At 60.9% G+C, this 18,509-nt stretch carries 14 protein-coding genes and 2 pseudogenes; 9 read left to right on the forward strand and 7 right to left on the reverse strand.

Annotated features, from left to right (window positions below; genetic code table 11):
• Positions 1–14: 14 nt before the first annotated feature.
• The 4 genes and pseudogenes from ACZ5BO_RS09225 to ACZ5BO_RS09240 form a co-directional block, all read left to right on the forward strand.
• Positions 15–8,192 (forward strand): two-partner secretion domain-containing protein, encoded by an 8,178-nt coding sequence (locus ACZ5BO_RS09225; RefSeq protein WP_464699359.1) that lies wholly within the window; start codon positions 15–17, stop codon positions 8,190–8,192.
• Entirely contained in the window at positions 8,189–8,554 is a 366-nt protein-coding gene (locus ACZ5BO_RS09230) for a hypothetical protein (protein ID WP_464699361.1), read from the forward strand. Before ACZ5BO_RS09225 ends, ACZ5BO_RS09230 begins: the two co-directional genes overlap by 4 nt.
• A gap of 11 nt (positions 8,555–8,565) precedes the next feature.
• Complete coding sequence (locus ACZ5BO_RS09235; protein ID WP_464699363.1) at positions 8,566–8,715, forward strand: hypothetical protein; 150 nt, start codon at positions 8,566–8,568, stop codon at positions 8,713–8,715.
• Positions 8,716–8,798: 83 nt separating this feature from the next.
• Positions 8,799–8,951 (forward strand): annotated as a pseudogene (locus ACZ5BO_RS09240) (DUF2846 domain-containing protein); the annotation flags it as partial.
• Positions 8,952–9,019: 68 nt separating this feature from the next.
• Here ACZ5BO_RS09240 and ACZ5BO_RS09245 read toward each other — a convergent pair.
• Positions 9,020–9,291, reverse strand: a pseudogene (locus ACZ5BO_RS09245) (hypothetical protein).
• A 253-nt stretch (positions 9,292–9,544) separates the two neighbouring features.
• On the opposite strand from ACZ5BO_RS09245, the gene ACZ5BO_RS09250 reads away from it, so the two are divergent.
• Positions 9,545–9,952, forward strand: a complete 408-nt coding sequence (locus ACZ5BO_RS09250) for a hypothetical protein (protein WP_464699365.1) — start codon at positions 9,545–9,547, stop codon at positions 9,950–9,952.
• Positions 9,953–10,091: 139 nt separating this feature from the next.
• On the opposite strand, the gene ACZ5BO_RS09255 is transcribed toward ACZ5BO_RS09250, so the two are convergent.
• Together ACZ5BO_RS09255 and ACZ5BO_RS09260 are read right to left on the reverse strand one after the other, a co-directional pair.
• A complete protein-coding gene (locus tag ACZ5BO_RS09255; protein ID WP_464699367.1) occupies positions 10,092–11,039 on the reverse strand; it encodes an AraC family transcriptional regulator in 948 nt (315 codons plus the stop codon).
• Positions 11,040–11,182: 143 nt separating this feature from the next.
• Entirely contained in the window at positions 11,183–11,926 is a 744-nt protein-coding gene (locus ACZ5BO_RS09260) for a DUF899 domain-containing protein (RefSeq protein ID WP_464699369.1), read from the reverse strand.
• A gap of 196 nt (positions 11,927–12,122) precedes the next feature.
• Between ACZ5BO_RS09260 and ACZ5BO_RS09265 the strand changes: the two genes are divergently transcribed.
• Entirely contained in the window at positions 12,123–12,515 is a 393-nt protein-coding gene (locus tag ACZ5BO_RS09265; protein ID WP_025132195.1) for a hypothetical protein, read from the forward strand.
• Positions 12,516–12,525: 10 nt separating this feature from the next.
• Here the strand turns inward: ACZ5BO_RS09265 and ACZ5BO_RS09270 are convergent, their stop codons facing one another.
• The 3 genes from ACZ5BO_RS09270 to ACZ5BO_RS09280 all read right to left on the reverse strand — a co-directional run bounded on the left by ACZ5BO_RS09270 (position 12,526) and on the right by ACZ5BO_RS09280 (position 14,565).
• Complete coding sequence (locus ACZ5BO_RS09270) at positions 12,526–13,395, reverse strand: DUF6279 family lipoprotein (protein WP_464699371.1); 870 nt, start codon at positions 13,393–13,395, stop codon at positions 12,526–12,528.
• Positions 13,396–13,460: 65 nt separating this feature from the next.
• Entirely contained in the window at positions 13,461–14,180 is a 720-nt protein-coding gene (locus tag ACZ5BO_RS09275) for a TorF family putative porin (RefSeq protein ID WP_025132197.1), read from the reverse strand.
• A 196-nt stretch (positions 14,181–14,376) separates the two neighbouring features.
• On the reverse strand, positions 14,377–14,565 hold the full coding sequence (locus ACZ5BO_RS09280) for a hypothetical protein (RefSeq protein ID WP_016962619.1): 189 nt from the start codon (positions 14,563–14,565) through the stop codon (positions 14,377–14,379).
• 353 nt (positions 14,566–14,918) lie between these two features.
• On the opposite strand from ACZ5BO_RS09280, the gene ACZ5BO_RS09285 reads away from it, so the two are divergent.
• From ACZ5BO_RS09285 to ACZ5BO_RS09295, 3 genes are all read left to right on the forward strand, one after another.
• Positions 14,919–15,755: a CvfB family protein gene (locus ACZ5BO_RS09285; protein ID WP_025132198.1), complete on the forward strand. Its 837-nt coding sequence runs from the start codon at positions 14,919–14,921 to the stop codon at positions 15,753–15,755.
• A 27-nt stretch (positions 15,756–15,782) separates the two neighbouring features.
• Positions 15,783–16,196 (forward strand): DUF2177 family protein, encoded by a 414-nt coding sequence (locus tag ACZ5BO_RS09290; RefSeq protein WP_464699374.1) that lies wholly within the window; start codon positions 15,783–15,785, stop codon positions 16,194–16,196.
• A gap of 181 nt (positions 16,197–16,377) precedes the next feature.
• Positions 16,378–17,301, forward strand: coding sequence for a DMT family transporter (locus tag ACZ5BO_RS09295; RefSeq protein ID WP_025132200.1), 924 nt, complete (start codon positions 16,378–16,380; stop codon positions 17,299–17,301).
• Positions 17,302–17,318: 17 nt separating this feature from the next.
• Here the strand turns inward: ACZ5BO_RS09295 and ACZ5BO_RS09300 are convergent, their stop codons facing one another.
• The gene (locus ACZ5BO_RS09300) at positions 17,319–18,476 is read right to left on the reverse strand and encodes an MFS transporter (protein WP_464699376.1); all 1,158 of its coding nucleotides are present in this window, start codon (positions 18,474–18,476) and stop codon (positions 17,319–17,321) included.
• Positions 18,477–18,509: the final 33 nt, after the last annotated feature.

Consider the following 18,509-nt stretch of genomic DNA (forward strand, 5'->3'; position numbering starts at 1 on the left):
ACGAGATACACGACATGGATGTTCGTCAGTTCGCCTTCCTGGCCCGCCAACCTTCTGCCACCCTGCAAGCGCGGGAGTCGTTCTGGGGGCTGCCCAAGCGGGGCCTGGCGTTCATCCTGGCCAACATGATGTTCTGGCAGCCTGTGGTGGCGATGGCCGACGGCATCGTGGTCAACGGCGGTGGCACCACACTGGGCCAGGCCGGCAATGGCGTGCCCATCGTCAACATCGCCGCGCCCAATGGCAGCGGCCTGTCCCACAACCAGTTCAGCGACTACAACGTCGGCCAGCAGGGGGTGATCCTCAACAACGCCACCGGCCGTACCCAGCAAACCCAACTGGGCGGGATCATCCTCGGCAACTCCAACCTGGGCGGGCGCTCGGCCAATATCATCCTCAACGAAGTCAACGGCGGCAGCCCCAGCCAGCTCAAGGGCTACACCGAAGTGGCCGGGCAGTCGGCCCATGTGATCGTCGCCAACCCCTATGGCGTGACCTGCAACGGCTGCGGTTTCATCAACACCCCGAAAGCCACCCTGACCACCGGCAAGCCGGTGATCGAGAACGGCCAGATCCAGCGTTATCAGGTGGACCAGGGCAGCGTCGCCATCGAAGGCGCGGGGCTCAATGCGAGCAACGTCGACCAGTTCGAAATCATCACCCGCAGCGCCAGGATCAACGCCGAGATCCAGGCCCAGCACCTGGCGCTGATCGCCGGGGCCAACGACGTCGACGCCAAGACCCTGAGCGCCACGGCACGCACCGCCAACCCGGCAGACGCACCGCAACTGGCCATCGACAGTAGCGCCCTGGGCGGCATGTACGCCGGGGCGATCAAGCTGGTGGGCACCGAGGCTGGGGTTGGGGTCAAGCTCGACGGCAAGCTGATCGCCAGCGGTGGCGACATTCAGCTCGATGCCAACGGCCAGTTGCGCATGGCGGACGCGAGCGCCGAGAAAGGCGCGGTGGCGATCAAGGCCGGCAGTCTCGATGCCCAGGGAGCGGTGTATGCCGGCAGCGAACTCAAGGTGCAGACCCGGGGCGACCTGAGCAACCAGAAAACCCTTGCCGCCCGCGACAGCATCCAGTTGGACAGCGGCGGCAAACTGAGCAACCACGGCATCATCGAGGCCGGGGTCAATGCCGATAACAGCCGCAACGCCAGCGGCGATATCACCCTCAGCGCCAAGAGCCTCAACAACAGTGACAAGAGCGTGGTAGCCAGCCGTGATCTGACGGTCACGGCAACCCGAAGCCTGGACAACCAGGGCGGCACCCTGAGCGGCCAGCGCCAGGTAACGGTCAATGCCGGCACCCTGGACAACCAGAACCAGGGCCGGGTCCTGAGCGCCGAGCACCTGCAACTCAATGCCGATCTGGTGCGCAACGGCCAGGGCGGCCTGATCAAGAGCCAGCATTCCCTCCAAGCCACACTGGGCCACCTGGGCAATAGCGGCGGCGAGCTGTCGAGCCAGGGCAACAGCACTCTGGTGCTGGCCGGCATGGACAACCTCACCGGCGTGGTGCTGGCGCAACAGGCCCTGAAGATCACCGGTACTGCGGAACTGGACAACCAGGGCGGCCTGCTCTCGGGCTGGCAGGGCCTGACCCTCAATGGCATCGGCCTGAACAACAGCAACAAGGGCACCGTCTCCAGCCTCAAGGGCACTGTCGACCTCACCCTCAGCGACGCCTTGAACAACAGCCAGGGCGGCGCCCTGGTCAGCCAGCAAACCCTGGACGTCAAGGCCGCCAGCCTCGACAACAGCCTCAAGGGCATGATCTCCAGCGCGGGTGCACAGAGCCTCAAACTCAGCGAGCGGCTGGACAACAGCCAGGGCGGCTCCATCGACAGCGGCGCGACCCTGACCCTGCAGGCCATGGCCCTGGGCAACCAGGGCGGCACAGTCAACGCCAGCGGCGACCTGGAATTCATCGGTCGCGACCTGGACAACAGCCACGGCACCTTCACCGGCAAGCAGGGCGCCACCCTCGACCTGCTGGGACACTTGATCAACAACCAGGGCACCCTGTCTGCCGCCGGCCCCTTGCTGCTCAAGCGCAGCACTAAGGTTGAGAACCAGGGAGGCGAACTCTCCAGCCAGCAGTGGCTGCGGCTGTTCACCGAACACTTGGACAACCGCCAGAAGGGCCGGGTAGCGGCCAATGATTCGGTGTTGATCAGCGCCAGTGGTGAGGTGCAGAACAGCGATGGCGAGATCCTCAGCCGCGAAGCCGACCTGCAACTCAATGCCGAGCGCCTGGATAATGCCAAGGGCCTGTTGCAGGCCAAGACCAGCCAGGGCCTTGAGGTTTCCGCAACTGCCGACAACCAGGGCGGGCAGGTCATTGCCCAGCAGGGCGAGCTGACGCTCAAGGCGGCCAACCTCGACAACAGGGCCGGCAAGGTGTCTGCCCTCAACGGCGGCGCCATCCTGGAAACCGCCGCCAATGGCCGCCTCGACAACCGCGACGGCGCGCTCTTCGCCCAGCAGGCGTTGCATATCAGCGCCAAGGACCTGGACAACCGCGCCGGCCAGATCAGCGCCCGGCAGATCGAGCTGGAGCTGGGGGGCGCCCTGGACAACCGCCAGGGCCTGATCGAAAGCCGCAGCACCCTGGCCACCACCGCCGCCAGCCTGGACAACCAGCGTGGGCAACTGCGAGCCCTGGGCCTGGCCAGCAAGACCCGGTTCAGCATCGCAGGCACCTTCGACAACCGCGATGGCTCTCTGGAAACCGCCAACCACGACCTGGCCTTCGACGCCGGCGGCTTCAACAACCGTGGCGGTAGCCTGCTGCACAGCGGCAGCGGGGTGTTCGGCATTTCCATGGCCAACCTCGAAGACGTCGGCGGCCGCCTGAAGACCGCCGGCCAGCTGACTCTGGAAGCCGAGCGTTGGACCAACAGCAGCTCGATCCAGGCCGACCAGTTGCGGGTCAAGGTCGACCACCTGACCCAGACCGCCGATGGCCAGCTCCTGGCAAGCACCGGCCTGACCGGCAGCGGCAGCCACTGGAGCAACGACGGCCTGATCGGCAGCGACGCCGCGCTCAACCTCGACCTGAGCGGCAACTACGCCGGCCAGGGCCGCCTGAGCAGCATGGGTCAACTGGACCTGCACGCCGCCCAACTGGACCTGACAGACAGCGCCAGCATCGCCGGCGGTGCCAACAGTACCCTGCAGATCGATGGCGCGCTGAACAGCGCCGGGCGCATCACCGCCAGCCAGAAATTGCAGCTCAACGCCGCCAGCATCCACAACCTCGGCACCCTGGGCAGCGGCGCAGACCTGAGCCTCACTGCCGCCACCCTAGTCAACGACCATGGCCTGATTTCCAGCGGCGGCAATCTGCAGCTGCTGACCACAAGCTTCACCAACCGCTACGCCCAGGTGTACAGCCTGGGCACCGCGCTGATCGCCAAGGACGACCAGCAAACCCGCGCCGACCTGCTGGACAACCGCTCCGGGGATATCGAAAGCCTGGGCAAGCTGACCATCGCCGCCAGCACCCTCAACAACGTCATGGACGTGCTGCAGTACACCGAACACGAAAAGAGCGCGGCCAGCATCACCCGCCTGTCCTGCGCCCTGATCCCCGGCGCCGGCTGCGACGACCGCGGCGGCGGCCGCATCAACGGCCTGTGGGAAGTGGCCGAAACCGACCGCCTGCGAGTGACCGACAGCAGCGCCGCCGCCAGCCTCAACAGCGGCGCCGACCTGCAGATCGACACCCAGACCCTGACCAACACCAGCAGCCTGATCACCGCGGCCGGCGACATCAATATCAAGGCCCAGACCGTCCACAACCAGGGCTTGCAGCCCCAGGAAATCACCACCCTGCGGCGCTACTGGAGCTTCGTCAACGAAACCGGCACCGCCGCTGCCCGCGCCGCCGCGTTCAATGCTCGCAACAACCCGACGCCTTCGAGCAGCTTCGCCTCCGACCTTAGCGCCTTCATTGCCTGGACCGGGGTGATGCTGTCCTCCAGCAGCAAGGTGGTGGACGGCGACCAATCCTTCGCCGCCACCATCCAGGCCGGTGGCAAGGTCAACCTCAAGGCCGACCAGACCCTCGACAACAGCGTGATCCGCTCCTTCTACGAGTACGTCGGCGCCGGCAAGACCCTGACCGACACCGGCGTCGGCAACGGTTACTCGACGCCGATCCGGATCAACCCACAACTGCCCCCGGAGCTGGCCCAGCAACAGGTCAACCCCCTGGAGTTGCCGGGCTTCAGCCTGCCCACCGGCGGCAACGGCCTGTTCCGCCTCAGCGGCCAGGGCAGCGCCTTGGCCCAGGCCCCGACGCCTGCGCAGATCGCCGGCGTGCCGGACGCCGCGAGCCTGTCCCGGCCGCACAAGTACCTGATCGAAACCAACCCGGCGCTGACCAGCCTCAAGCAGTTCATGAGCTCGGACTACCTGCTGTCCAACCTCGGCTACAACCCGGACGACAGTGCCAAGCGCCTGGGAGATGGTTTCTACGAACAGAAACTGATCCAGCAAGCCATGGTCGCTCGCACCGGCCAACGCTTTATCGACGGCCAGGACAGCAACGAAAAGCTCTTCAAGCACCTGATGGACAACGCGCTCCAGAGCAAGCAACAGCTTGACCTGTCGGTGGGTGTAACCCTGACCGCCGAACAAGTCGCCGCCCTGACCCACGACATTGTCTGGCTGGAAAGCCATGAACTGAATGGTGAACAGGTACTGGTGCCAGTGCTGTACCTGGCCCAGGCCAACAACCGCCTGGCGCCCAACGGCTCCCTGATCGCGGGCAAGGACGTGAGCCTGATTGCCGGCAAGGACTTGAACAACGTCGGCACCCTGCGCGCGGCCAATGACCTGTCGGCGGTGGCGGGGGAGAACCTGGTCAATAGTGGTTTGGTGGAGGCGGGCAACCGCCAGGACCTGCTGGCCGGCAACTACCTGGTCAACCGCGCCGGCGGCATCATCGCCGGGCGCGACGTGAGCCTGACCACCACCCAGGGCGACGTGATCAACGACCGCACCCTGACCACCCACCAGAGCAGCAGCGAAGACTACGTCCGCGAGCAGCGCCGCGACTTCCTCGACAGCGCCGCGCGCATCGAAGCTGGCAACAGCCTGAGCATCGACGCCGAACGGGACTTCGACAACAACGGCAGCGTCCTGCACAGCGGCAGCGACACCCTCATCAAGGCCGGTCGCAACGTCAGCCTCACCGCCGTCGAGCAAGTGGTCAGCAACGACCGCGGCATTGGCAATCTCGACCAGAGCAAAACCCAGCACGGCGCCACCCTTGAGAGCGGCCGTGATCTGACCATCGATGCCGGTGGCAGTCTCACCGCCGTCGCCAGCCAGATCGAGGCCAAGGGCGATGTGTCGATGACGGTCACAGAAAACCTGACCCTGGCCTCGGCAGCCAACGAACAGCACTGGGCCAGCAAGACCGGCACCACCAAGAGCGAAGAAGATCGCGTCCACCAGCAAGCCACCACGGTGACGGCGGGCGGCGATGTGACGCTCAAGTCCGGCCAGGACATGACCCTGATCTCCAGCCGGATCAAGGCCGGGGACGAAGCCTACCTGGTGGCCGGTGGCGAACTGAACCTGTTGGCGGAGCAGGACAGTGAGCATTCGCTGTATGACATGAAGAAGAAGGGGGGCTGGGGCAGCAAGGAAACCAAGCGTGATGAGGTCACCCGGGTTACCCATGTTGGCAGTGAGATCAGCGCCGGTAGCAACCTGACGCTCAAGAGTGACGGTGACCAGAGGTATCAGGTCGCCAAGCTGGAGAGTGGCAAGGACCTGACCCTGGAGAGTGGTGGCGCTATCACCTTTGAAGGGGTGAAGGACCTGCACCAAGAGAGTCATGAGAAGAGCAGTAACAGCCTCGCCTGGACCAGTGCCAAGGGTAAGGGCAACACCGATGAGACTCTGCGTCAGAGTCAGTTGGTGGCTAAGGGCGAATTGATCATCAAGGCCACCGATGGTTTGAAGATCGACCTCAAGCAAATCGACCAAAAGTCCATCAGTCAGACCATCGACGCCATGGTGCAAGCCGATCCGCAACTGGCCTGGCTCAAGGAGGCCGAGAAGCGCGGCGATGTGGACTGGCGCAGGGTGAAAGAGGTCCATGACAGTTACAAATATAGCCATTCCGGGCTTGGCCAAGGGGCGATGCTGGCCATCATTATCATCGTGACCGTTTTGACCGCAGGCGCGGCGAGTGGCGCGGTGGGTACGGCATTTGCGGGTGCCGGTTCTGCAGGTAGTGGCACCGTTATGGCGGCTGGCGGGGTTTCCACCGTTGGGGCTTCTGCAGGCACCTTTGTTGCTGCCGGTTGGGGCAACGCCATGGTTACGGCCGGCCTGACTTCAATGGCAAGCACCGGAGCTGTCAGTGTCATCAACAACAAGGGCAATCTTGGCGCAGCGTTCAAGGAAACTTTCAGCAGTGACAGCTTGAAAGGCGCTGCAATATCGAGCCTGACCGCTGGATTCACCACGGGAGTTATAGATCCTCAGCTAGGGGGACAGACCAAACCCTTTAATGGCCTAACCAAAGGATTTGATCTCGGAACACTGGAGGGTATTGGTGGTTTCGCAGCACATGCGGGAGCTCAGGGGGTGGCAGCAGGGGCGATTAAAACCGCCATTGATGGAGGTAGTTTTACTCAGAACCTGAATGCAAGCCTGGTTTCTCAAGCTGGAAACGTAGTCGCCGCTACTGCGTTTAACTTCGTTGGGGGGTATGCGCAAGAGCATTGGCAAGCTGCAAAGAATGCTGGCGATACAACGGGGATGGCTATGTGGGCTGAGGGGGGCGCAGCCAGAGTCGCGATGCATGCCTTGTTTGGTGGCGCGGTGTCTAGTGCTACAGGAGGTGACTTCAAGACCGGAGCTATCGCCGCTGGCGCCAGTCAGGCCATGGCGCAAGTGTTGAATGACATCTTTGATCAGCAGCCTACTTTGAGGCAGGGATTCTCACAAATTGTTGGATTGGCGGTAGCGGGTGCTGCTGGAGGTGATGTCAACAAGGCTTCATGGGTTGCGCAGATGGCCGATGAATACAATCGCCAACTGCACCAGAAAGAAACCCTTGCCCTTGAGGAACTACAGCGCGAAGACCCAGAGAATGCCTACCAGCTTCGGGCCGCTGCCTGTGCCTTGGTAAACTGCTTGTCTTCGGTTCCTCCTGATGATCCCTTGTATAACGCCGTTGCACAGCTTGAGGCGGATGGGCGTAACTTCAAGGATGCGCAAGCCAAGCTCATGGGCACCGGAGCTTTTGATGAGTATGGAGCATGGGACAAGGCGAATGATGAACTTCTAAGAAACGACAAAGAGCTTAGTCGTTCAGGTAATGCTAGCCGAGCAGTCTTGGGAGCGGTTGGTGCAGCTGCCGGATTCGGCGGTGCGATATTGACTACTCCGGCCTGCGTCACGGGTTTAGGTTGCGCACTGCCTACTTTCTCTGCATTGGGGGGTACGCTCTCGTTCCATGATGGATGGCAGGCGACGGGCCAGTTGTTTGCTCCGTACGAATACACTCAAGGCAGTAAAGTCCTCAATTCGTTTAGTTCAGAGAACTATCCTGGCGATGTCAGCCCGATGCGCGACTATGGGACTGCTGCGGCTAGGGCGGCGCTTGAGATTGTCCTCTTCAAGGGCGCGGCTAAGCTCGCGAATGGGACGGGAGCTTCTGTTTTACTTAAGGAGCAAGCTGGTGCCAACGCTGCAAAAGAGATAGGTGTCTCAACAGGTAAGGTGACTCCCGGACCAATTAATTTTATGGGTGACGCTGATCAGTTCTTCAAAAATGCTTCTAAGAGATCTGATATTGATGCTGACGGCTTTTTTGATGTGGTAGCTCATGGAAGTAAACAGAAAATAGAAATTGTTACACCTAATGGCACGGTTATGGCTGATCAAAGAGTAGTTTCAAAGCTTATCGAAAATAATCCTAATTATAATGGTCAACCAATTCGATTGTTGTCGTGTGATACGGGAGCTTGTGACGCTGGATTCGCTCAGAATTTGGCAAACAAAATGGGGGTGGCGGTGAAGGCACCGACTAATTTGGTTTGGGCTTATGGTGACGGTAAAATGGTAGTTGCTCCGAGGTCTTCGTTGAATCAGAATTTGCCTGATCTATCGAATCTAGGAACGTTTAAAATATTTACTCCTGGTAAGCCAGAATGAAGAGGTTCGATTCTATGTTATGTGAGCGATGTGGAGGGGGGCTGGAAATCTTCAACGAGAATAGCACTAAAGGGCTAAGATGCCCTGAGTGCGGCTGGTCTGTAGTGACGACAAATATTTCAGGTATTAAAATTGATGAAGCAAAATATGAGGTTTGGTGTGGTGGTGACTATAAGAATAAAGATCACATAAAAGCAGTATCTGAGGTGGTGGGCTGTAATTTTATAATGTCTAGGGAAATTCTAAAGAAAGATTCTTCTTTAGTATTTGTCGGGCAGGCTGTGGATGTATTGCGAGTTAAAAATATTCTTCTTTCTGCTGGGCTTTGTTGTGTTGTTAGTCCTGAGTTTAAATGGGGTTAATTAAGTGTTGCTTGGGTTTCATCTTTGGTTTTGAGTTGGTGCGGGTTTTTGGTGGCGAAGTAGGTTGTTCAGTTTGTAAAGTGATGGGTGAGTATGTTTTTGATGAAATAGGCTGTGATATTGATCTTGAGTGGGTGTTGAAAGCTTTTTCAACTCTCTGAAACTATCAGGATGCTTGTTGGATGGTATAGAGGAAATAATTAATAAGTGTGGGTTTGTGATTGATGAGGCGTATTGCTGTTTTTCTGATAAGGCAGGCAAGTTTATCTACATCAAGTAAGAAGTGAAAGTTGGCGTGATGATGGCTCGCAACAGCTTGAAGGTGTTAAGTGATGTGGAGGGGCGTTATCTGGTCAAGGATGCGAGCCTGGGTACTATTGCCAGAGAGAGCAAGTAAGCCTTTGACCGATCGGTATCCGATCTACTGCAAGAGAAAAAGGGCGACTTTCAAGCCGCCCTTTTTGCTTACTGAAGCACCTGTTCCTGCATCCGCCTTGTCGTCACATCCATAAAATCACACCCATCTCGCAGCAAAATGCTGAGCACCAGCGACAGTTCCAGTAGCACCACTGCCCTTGGAGCGCTTTATCAGAAATCGCAAAATTTTCCAGCAGTTGAGTCACATCGCGAATGCGATACGTCGCTGCATTGTGCAGGACATCAATGGGAGATTGGGTATCGATCAGAAGTGAGAGGATGCTGCAGTCATGCCCGGTAATAGCTTGATGGTGTTTCATTTAATGCCGCCGCTTATCGCCATGCCACAGGTGGTTTTCAGGTGGCAGTGCGTTGTTGAAAAGCTCTCAAGGAAGATTCGTGCGTCTGTTGTCCCTGCTGTTTGCCATCATCTTGCTCTTCGGTTGCGCCTCTAAACCCCACTATTACACCTCGCCCAAACCGGTACAGATTGCCGCCACCGCCACCTACTAGATCAACATCTTCAACCTGCAACTGGGCGGCGAGAGCGAGCGCTTTCTGCTTGATGACAATTTGCTTCAGCAACTGGGCATGGGGTTGATCCGGCAGTGGGGCAACGTCAATCGTTACGCCGCCAGCAAGGACAGCGCCGCCTACCAACTGGAGGTGAATGCGGTGTACCAGCGCCGCCTCAGTGATTCCCAGGGCGGGCTGGTGTCGATGGTCGTCGATGACAATACGATCCTGGCCAGTGTGGATCTCGGCTACAAGGTCCAGGTCAAGTGCGGCGGCGCCGAGGTGCTGCATTTCGCTCAGGGGTGCAATGGCTTGCAGCCTGCAGGGGCGGTGGGGCAGGTGCGTCATATGCAGACCATGCGGGGGGCGATCACCAGCAGCGGCAATTGGGGTGTGGAGAGCCTCTACATTCGCACTCTGTCTAAGTGCATCGTTCGCGATATCACGGCTCTTTCTTCGCGTTGAGCCGGTGTGTGGTGGGATTGTAGGAGCGAGCTTGCTCGCGATGAATTCGAGGGCGCCGCGTTCGGTCAGTAGCGGCGCGTTATCGTTGACGTTCTTCGCGAGCAAGCTCGCTCCTACAGGGGATCAACGGGTTTTTTGGTTATAGCGCCTTCACTGGAATGCAGATCTCGCATTCCAGTTCACCGGTCGTTGCGTCGTAGTAGGCATCCGCCGGGTAGCGCTCGAATGCCGGGCGGGGGTCGAACTGCAGGCCGCTCTTGGGCAGCCAGTCGCGACACAGTTCGATCCAGGCATCGGCGATGTCCGGACCCAGGCCGCGGTAGTGGGCCACGGCATACAGGCCACCAGGTAGGGTGGTGACCACGGCGGGGGCGCTGGCCTTGAAGTCGTCGGGTACTTCGACGCAGGCGTCGTAGCGGCATTTTTCCGCGGGGGTAATGTCCGGGTCGTCGTGGCCGATGCCGTAGCGCACTCGGTTGATAAGCTGCTGTTCGAGCATCCAGGGCGCGGCGGTCTCGCGCCAGAACACACCAATGCCCGAACCGTAGGCGCCGATGCGGCGCAGGTAGGCCACGCGGGTGGCGGGCAGTTGTCGCAGGCTGACGTTCATCGTGGTTTCCTTCAGGTGAATGAAGGCGTCAGGATCGTCGAAAGCCGGAATGTGGGTCTGATCAGGATTGCTTAATTCGCGCAGGCGGCGTTCGCGGATGTCATCGAGGCGGCGGTGCCAGCGTTTCGGCTCGGTGTCGCGCCAGGTGCTGGGGGAGACCGAGAAGTGCTGCTTGAAGGCCCGGGAAAACGCTTCGCCGGAACCGAAGCCGACCTCCAGGGCGATTTCCAGGATCGACGCCTGGCTTCGGCTGGCCAGGAGGTAGGCGCCGCAGGCCAGGCGTCGGCGACGCAGGTAGGCCCCCAGGGGTTCGCCGACCCAGGCGCTGAACAGGCGATGGAAGTGATAGGGCGAGAAATGTGCGACCCGCGCCAGGTCCGCCAACTCCAGGGGCTGGTCCAAGTGCTGGTCGATATGCTCCAGAACACGGCTCATGCGCAGGGTGTATTCATGGAGGCTGTGATAGGCGCTGGTCATGATTGCAGCTTAGTCGGGTGGATCATTGCAGTCTGCTGCAGATGGGGATTGCGGGTGAGCAAGATTCGCCGGCAAGGCGGCTCCTGCGCAATGCGGTTGCAGGAGCTCATCGGGTGGCATTGTGCTTGTCGGCGAGGCGCATCTCAATCGTCACAGCAGCAACTGCTGCCCTTGCCTTTGGAGGGCTCCTGGTAGCGGTCGTGGTGCCGGACCCAGCCCATGATCTGCTCTTCATTGCGCCCCTTGGGCGTCAGGTCGAGGACGTTGTAGGCCCCTACCAGCAGGTCCAGCCCGCGGGCGTAGGTGGAGTAGGTATGAAAGATCTCACCCTGGTCGTTGCGATAGAACACGCTCAGGCCGGGCAACTCCTCTTCGTCGCCGCTGGCCGGCTCATAGTTGTAGGTGGCGACTCCCTCGGCCCATTGCTCGGCGCTGAGGCTGACCCCGAAGTCCTGGTTGAAGTCGTCGCCGGCGCTGGAAACCCAGGGGAAGCGCCAGCCCATGCGCCGGCGAAAGGCCTGGAATTCACCGTAGGGGGCGTGGGACACCGCCACTAGGGCCACGTCGTGATGGGCCAGGTGCTGATTGGCACCGTCGAAGTGGTCGGCCAGGAACGAGCAGCCCTTGCAGCCTTCTTCCCAGCCGGCGCCGAACATGAAGTGATAGACCACCAACTGGCTGTGCGCACCGAACAGTTCGCCCAGGCTCAGGGGGCCTTCCGGGCCCTGGAAGTGGTAGGGCTTGTCGATTTTTACCCAGGGCAGCGCACGGCGTTCGGCGCTCAGTTGGTCGCGTTGGCGGGTAAAGGCCTTTTCGCGGATCAGGTGCTGCTTGCGTGCTTGCAGCCAATGTTCCCGGGAGACCACGGGGTGATCGCTGATGTTCATGACATCTCTCCTCAAGGCAGTGGGGCGATGGGTCCTACACACGCTAGTCGTTTGCCCGGCGGCATGATCGACAAGCTGCCCAGCGGTTTCCGATCAGGGGTCATTCCGGTACGGCGGATTGGCTGAACGGCTGAAAATCCGTCCGGTCACACCTTATGAACGGCATTTCATTCTCATGTCTGGAGGTTGGATCAGGATGACGACTTATAACTGGGATCTGATTGAACGGTTGCTGCACGAGGTGCAGAACGGCGCGGGCCACAGCTTTACCCCGCGTCCCTATGCCGAGCAGCATGCGGCCGCCAAGGCGGCGGAGGGTGAGCCCACGGGTAACCTGGATGATTTGAAGGTCACGGCCACCGAGTACGAAAAGTTGCTGCTGGACCGGGGCTTTATCGAGACCCGGCCGGAGGACGAGGGCGGCAATGGCGAGAACTTTGTGCTCACGGCCCGTGGGTCGAGCCTGTTGTGCCTGATCGACAGCAGCATTCCGGGCAATGATCATCCGCGTCAGGTCCTGGATGAGCAGGCGGATGCCTTGCTGCCGGAAACCTTTGACCAGGTCGCGTCCAAGGCCCAGATCGCCTAGGCGGGGCCGGCTAGCCCGGCTGGGTGTTGCGCAGGCATTTCAAGGCGGCGAAGTCCTGGCGTACGCCGTCGATCTTCTTCAGCAGGCGCTGGCGTTGCTCCGGGCTGCTGCTGGCCATCAGGTCCACCAGCAGGCTGCGTGCGGCCTGTTCGGTGTGGCTGAAGGCCTGGCGATATGCCGGGGTCCATAGGCTCTCGCGGTGGATCAGCAACTGCTCGATGCGCTGTGGAAAGTCACGGTCCTGGCGCTGCTGCACGGCGGCACTGAACTGCGCCTGCCAGTGAGCGCGGTTGGCGATCCACTGTTGGTTCTGCGTCCCGAGGGAGGCGGACCACTGGTCGATCCGTTGCTGCTGGCCGGTGCTCAGGGGGCCGAGCCAGGCCTTCAGGCGCTTGCTCATGCGCTGGCTGCGTTGCTCTATCTGTTGCGCGACAGGTGGTTTGAGGTATTGCTCCTCATGCTCCTTCAGGTCCTTGGCGAAGGCGTTGTTCATCTCTTTGACCTGCTGATCGTCCAGGCCCTGGAGCAACTCCACCGCCGAGGGCGTGATCTGGCGTGCGGTCTCGGCGATGGCCTGCCTGGCTTCCTCGGTCCGGGCCTGCAGGGCTTCGTCGCTGACCTGATTGTTCTGCACCATCAGTTGCAGGCGGTCGAGCCAGCCCAGGTAGCCGGGCAATTGGGTCGTGCAATGCCAGCTCAAGTGCTGTTGCAGACGCTGGTTGAGCCAGCCCTTCTGCTCACTGTTCATGTCCAGGTAGTCGTTGAGGGTCCAGGGGATGATCACATCGAGGTTGCGATAGGCCAGGCCGACCCGGCTGCAGGCGCCGAGCAGCAGGCTGATGATCAGGAGCGGAACAAGCAGGTGCCAGTGGCGCGACATGTTCGAATCCTTGCCAGTGCGGGTTCGTTCATCTGAACCCGCAAGGGCCCTGGCAGTTCAGCGTTTCAGTAGAAGGCGCGCTCGGCCTTGAAGGTCAGCAGGCCGTCGCATTCGGCGTTGTGCCCGGAATAGGCCGTGCATTCGCTGCCGTTGAGGTTGGAGTCACTGTAGATCAGGTTCAGGTCGATCCCCAGCCAGGGCCGCGAGAGCTTGATCGACCAGTCGCTGAAGCCCGCCACGTAACCGCCGTTGGCCACCGATACGCCATTGTTCAATTGGTGGCTGGTGTATTTGACGCTGACGCCGACGCCAAAGGGCGGGTTGCCCCCCAGGTCGGCGAACAGGGTGCTGTTGCGCTTGTCGGGGTCGTTGCTGAAGGCGGCGCCAAAACGGCTGCCCAGCAGAGTCAGGCCGCCGTAGAGCTCCTGGCTGTCCCGGCTATTCAGCTTCGGGTAGTTGTAGTGGATCATCCCCAGCTCGTAGCCCAGGGTCTGGTCGAGGGGCTGCTTGAAGCCCAGGTAGGAGTCCACTTCAAGGTTGCTGGACGGGCTCAGGCCCATGCTTGGGGACCATTGTCCGAAGTACCAGCCGCTGTCGTGGCTCAGGTCGAGGCCGCCGTGGAAGGAACCGCTGGAGGAAGGTTTGACCAGGCCCTGGGCCATGCTGCGGCTGGGGCTGCTGCCCAGCTTGAGGTCGAAGTCGCCCAGTTCGCGCTGGAAAATCTGGCCCTGGGCGAGGGGGCAGGCCAGCAGCAGGCTTAAGAGCAATATGGCGGGTTTGAGCATGCAGCACTCCCTTGGCGGCGCGGAGTGACAACCTGACGGTCGGCTGAAACGATTGATCTAGAAGCGTGCAAGGATACTGGCGAATGCCGGTGGAGGAGGGCCGTTCGTCGATTTCTGGTGCAGGGAGAGGGGAGGGAGTGCCAGTCCTAGCGCTTTGAGGGCAAAGCGCCGAGGGACCAGGATAACGCGGGGGGAGTTACTTTTTACCCAGGCTGATCTGCTTGGATGGGCCGAAGGTCTGGCCGCTGACGCCTTTGGCAATTTGCTGGATTTCGCCGCCCGATTTCAGGAACGCCGCGATTTGTTCGTTGATCGATTCGCTGGTTTCAACGGCGGGAGCTGGTTTTGCTTTGCTGTTGGAGGCTTTTACTCGCATGGCGGCCATTTAACCTTTGGGGAAAATTAATTTGGCCAGGCATCTTATCAGAAACACTTGACAATTGCTTGGCAAATATCATCTGGAACAGACGGTTGGTTTCCGGCTTTTTTCTTCAGTTCATCTCCCAAAGATCTTCCTAAGTAGCTGTTTTAAATAAAGACCAGAGGTTGAAATTACAGCCTGGGAGTCGCCTGTGCTGGCCCTTGCTGTTTCTTCCCGCCTGACGAGTGGGCGCTGGGCTGCCGGCCAGGCCGGAAAAATCGGGGTTCTCCACGGATTTTCATCGGCAGCGATTCAGGAGCGCCAACGTCGGCTCGGAAAACAGGTAGAATGCCGCCCACGCAATGAGGGTATTGGAAATGGCTTTAGTCGGGCGCTACAACAGTTTGCAAGTGGTTAAACACACTAACTTTGGTTTGTATCTGGACGGAGGGGCGGACGGTGAAATACTGCTGCCCAATCGTTATATTCCCAAGGATATTCCCAGTGAAGATGAAGACTGGTTGAATGTTTTTGTTTATCTGGACAGTGCTGACAAGTTAATCGCAACTACTGAAAAGCCCAAAGTTCAAGTCGGTGAGTTTGCCAGCCTTAAAGTCGCCGAAGTTAACAGTATTGGCGTGTTCCTCGATTGGGGGCTGCCCAAGGATCTGCTGCTGCCGTATTCCGAAGAGAAGCGCCAGATGAATGCCGGCGAGTATTGCGTGGTGCACGTCTACCTGGACAAGCACACCCGCCGGATCACCGCCACGGCCCGTCTGGATCGCTACCTGGACAAGACCCCGGCCAACTATACGCCGGGCCAGGAAGTGGACCTGCTGGTGGTGGAGTCCACCGACATGGGCTTCAAGGCAATCATCAATAACAAGCACTGGGGCCTGATTCACAAGAACGAAGTGTTCAAGTTCCTGCGCTCGGGGATGCAAGAGAAAGGGTTCATCAAGGAAGTGCGCGCCGACGGCAAGATCAGCCTGAGCCTGCAACCTGTGGGTGAGCAGGCGGCCACCAGCCTGAGCTCGAAGATCCTCGCCAAGTTGCGCGAGAACGATGGTTCCCTGGCGGTCAGCGACAAGAGCGACCCGGCGTTGATCAGCAGTTTGTTCGGCGTCAGCAAGGGCAACTTCAAGAAGGCCATCGGGACGCTCTACAAACAGGGCCAGATTGTCATTCATGCGGATCGCATCGAGCTAAGCTGAGGCCTGTCTCTTCTGCGGTTGTTCCCCATGAAAACCACGCTGGCGGCCTACCTCGCCACCTTGCTGGCCTTCGTACTGCTCGACGCGCTGTGGCTGGGCCTGATGATGGGGCCCACCTACAGGGCCCAGCTAGGTTCCCTGTTGCTCGAACAGCCACTGCCGGTCCCGGCGGTGCTGTTCTATCTTCTTTATGTCCTGGGCTGTGTGTCGTTCGCCGTCCTGCCTGCCCTGCGCCAGGGCGGCTGGAGGAGAGCGGCGCGTTTGGGCGCGCTGCTCGGCCTGGTGGCCTATGGCACCTATGACTTGAGCAACTGGGCGACCTTGCAGGGCTGGTCGGCGTCGCTGGCGCTGATGGACATGGCCTGGGGCGTGCTGGTCAGTGCCCTGGCCTGCACCTGCGGCTACGGATGCACACAGCGTTGGGGCGCTCGGCGTGGCTGACGGGCAGAGGCTGTGGCTGGCAATCGCGCCAGCAACGGCGAGCCAAGAATTTTTACAGACTTCATCCCCGGCGTTGCCGGATCATTGATCGTCTTTTTTCCTTTGGCTGCGGGACGCCTTCAGGGGCCTGCGGTTTCTATCGAGTGTCTGTCATGTTGTTGAATCAATCGGGAGTCTTGCGGTGAGCATCGAACGGCGCAGCGCCGATGGATTTGCCCTGCAGGTGATGTTGGGGCTGTGCCTGATCTGGGGCGTGCAGCAGGTGATGATCAAATGGGCAGCCCCGGACATTGCCCCGGTGATGCAGGCTGCGGCGCGCTCCGGGATTTCGGCGTTGCTGGTGGCCTTGCTGATGTGCTGGAGAGGTGGCTGGTCCCAGGTGCCGAGTACCTGGCGCGCAGGGTTGCTGGCCGGCAGCCTGTTCGGCCTGGAGTTCCTGTTCATCGCCGAAGGCCTGAAGCTCACCAGCGCGGCGCACATGTCGGTGTTTCTCTACACCGCGCCGATCTTCACCGCCCTGGGGGTCAACTGGCTGCTGCCCAGTGAGCGCCTCAGGCCCTTGCAATGGCTGGGCATCCTGCTGGCCTTCGTGGGCATCGGCATTGCGTTTGCCGGGGGAATCTCGCTGGACAATCTGGATCGCCGGATGCTGTTGGGGGATGCCCTGGGGTTGCTGGCGGGCCTGGCGTGGGGGGCGACCACGGTGGTGGTGCGGGCGTCGCGCCTGTCCGAGGCACCGGCAACCTTGACCCTGTTCTACCAACTGATCGTGGGGTTTGTCGGGTTGCTGCTGATTGCCGTTCTCAGTGGCCAGGTGACCCATGTCAGCCTGACTCCCGTGGCCGTGGCCAGTGTGCTGTTCCAGGGGCTGGTGGTGTCGTTCTTCAGCTACCTGACCTGGTTCTGGCTGTTGCGGCGCTACCTGGCGGCCAACCTGGCGGTGTTCTCCTTCATGACCCCGATGTTCGGCGTCACCTTTGGCGTCGTGCTGCTGGGAGAACCCCTGAGCATCAACTTCGTGTTCGGCGCGGTGCTGGTGCTGCTGGGCATCACCTTTGTCAGTGCCGAGCAGTGGCTGCGCCGGCGCCTGCGCAGCTTGCTCTGAGCGGGCACTGCCGGTTTTCAAGGCAGTGCGGCGCATTCTCCGCTCGCCGCTTGCTGCCGAAGCAACAGCGCCCCTGCGCTCAACAGGCCAGCGGCGGCCACGATCAACGCCAACTGCAGGCCACCACTGAAGTGACTGCTCAAGGCTGCCAGCAACGGCCCGCTCAATTGCCCCACCGCGAAACAGGCGGTCAGCAACCCGGCATTGCGCTGGGCCGATTGTGGTGCCAGTTCCCGGGAGCGTTGCATGACCAACTGCATGCAGGCCAGGAAAGGCGTGCCACACAACAGCACCCCGAGGGCCAGTCCCAGGCCGCTGCCCAGCAGGCAGGCCAGGACGCCAGCAGCCTGCAGCCACAGGGTCGCCATCAACCAGTGGCGGGTACTGTCCGGGCCCGGCCGGCGCAGGCTGACCAGGACCACGCCCAGGGCGGCAGCGAGGCCAAAGGCGGGCCAGAACAGATCGGCTTGCCATTGGCCCTGGAACCGCGCGCTGGCCATCTGCGAGAGGAAGGTCGCCGGAATGATGTAGCCCACGCCATACAAGCCGTAGACCAGCCCGAGGCGGTTCACCTTCGGTTCATCCGGGGCGTCGCGCCGGGGGGCGGGGCCGGTGGTCGAGGCCCGTGGCAGGATCGGCAGGATCACCAGCAGCATCAGCAAGGCCACGGCGGCGTACAACAGCCATAGATCGGCGGAATGCTGCCCCAGCAGATTGGAACCCAGGGCCAGCAGGCCGGTAAGCATGATCCCCAGCCCCGGGCCGGCGAACACCAGCGCGCCCAGGCGTGGGCGGCCTGCTGCCAGGGCCAGGGGCTGGCTCAGGGCGGTGATCATCACCAGCACCCAGGCACTGGCCACCCCGGTGCCAAAGCGCAGCAGCAGGTGCGGCCAGAAACCCACGGCCCAGAAGGACGCCAGGGTGAGCAATACGCACAGCCACAGGCCTCCCAGCAGGCGCCGCTGCACCTGGGCCGGGCGCCGGGCGAACATGGCATCCACCGCGCCGAGGAAGTAACCCAGGTAATTGGCGGCAGCGATCAGCCCGGCGTACGTCAGGTCGACCTGGCCTTCACTGATCAGGTGCGGCAGTTGCGGGGTCAGGGCGAAGCGGCCAATGCCCATGGCCATCATCAGCGCAATGAAACTGGCGAGCAGGCGGAGCAGAGGGGACATGGTCAGGGTTCCGGAGGCAGACACGATGACCGT

The organism is Pseudomonas sp. FFPRI_1 (genome assembly GCF_055384485.1).

Bases quoted from the DNA above. Each gene is read 5' to 3' on its own strand.
- ACZ5BO_RS09285 (WP_025132198.1), top strand. From the start codon at position 14,919: ATGGCTTTAGTCGGGCGCTACAACAGTTTGCAAGTGGTTAAACACACT.
- ACZ5BO_RS09230 (WP_464699361.1), top strand. From the start codon at position 8,189: ATGAAGAGGTTCGATTCTATGTTATGTGAGCGATGTGGAGGGGGGCTG.
- ACZ5BO_RS09255 (WP_464699367.1), bottom strand. From the start codon at position 11,039: ATGACCAGCGCCTATCACAGCCTCCATGAATACACCCTGCGCATGAGC.
- ACZ5BO_RS09300 (WP_464699376.1), bottom strand. From the start codon at position 18,476: ATGTCCCCTCTGCTCCGCCTGCTCGCCAGTTTCATTGCGCTGATGATG.
- ACZ5BO_RS09260 (WP_464699369.1), bottom strand. From the start codon at position 11,926: ATGAACATCAGCGATCACCCCGTGGTCTCCCGGGAACATTGGCTGCAA.
- ACZ5BO_RS09270 (WP_464699371.1), bottom strand. From the start codon at position 13,395: ATGTCGCGCCACTGGCACCTGCTTGTTCCGCTCCTGATCATCAGCCTG.
- ACZ5BO_RS09290 (WP_464699374.1), top strand. From the start codon at position 15,783: ATGAAAACCACGCTGGCGGCCTACCTCGCCACCTTGCTGGCCTTCGTA.
- ACZ5BO_RS09275 (WP_025132197.1), bottom strand. From the start codon at position 14,180: ATGCTCAAACCCGCCATATTGCTCTTAAGCCTGCTGCTGGCCTGCCCC.
- ACZ5BO_RS09280 (WP_016962619.1), bottom strand. From the start codon at position 14,565: ATGGCCGCCATGCGAGTAAAAGCCTCCAACAGCAAAGCAAAACCAGCT.
- ACZ5BO_RS09225 (WP_464699359.1), top strand. From the start codon at position 15: ATGGATGTTCGTCAGTTCGCCTTCCTGGCCCGCCAACCTTCTGCCACC.
- ACZ5BO_RS09265 (WP_025132195.1), top strand. From the start codon at position 12,123: ATGACGACTTATAACTGGGATCTGATTGAACGGTTGCTGCACGAGGTG.